Source organism: Mesorhizobium sp. BHbdii, assembly GCF_053848045.1.
This window is the reverse complement of the sequence record NZ_JBSPKX010000248.1, coordinates 1-427: the sequence shown is the minus strand read 5'-3', so window position 1 is coordinate 427 and position 427 is coordinate 1. Positions and strand designations below refer to the sequence as shown.

At 65.3% G+C, this 427-nt stretch carries 1 protein-coding gene; it reads left to right on the top strand.

What is annotated here, in order from left to right:
* The coding region (locus ACWTU8_RS32870; protein ID WP_455851380.1) for an SLC13 family permease at nt 1-427 on the top strand (427 nt) is incomplete at both ends.

Genomic DNA, 427 nt, shown 5'->3' with positions numbered 1-427 from the left:
ATTGACGCCGCATGTCTCGCGTGGGCGCATGCATCGCGGGCAGGTGCTGAAGGCCGTGATCGTCTGCATCGGCCTGGCCATCGCCTTCTTCGCCGGCGTCCCCGTTGCCAAGGCCGCGTTGATCGGCGGCGCCATTCTCCTGCTCACCCGCGCCATCAAGCCGGACCGCATCTACCGTGAGGTCGATGGCCCGCTGCTGTTCATGTTCGCCGGTCTGTTCGTGGTGGTCGCCGGCGCCGAAAGGACGCTGCTGACCCCAGATATCATTGCCTCCGCCAAGAATCTCGGCCTGGACGATGTCTGGCGCCTGTCCGGCTTCACCGCGGTGCTCTCCAACATCATGAGCAATGTGCCGGCTGTGCTGGCGCTGCGACCGTTCATACCTGGGCTGGAAAACCCCGAACGCGCCTGGCTGGTGGTGGCGATG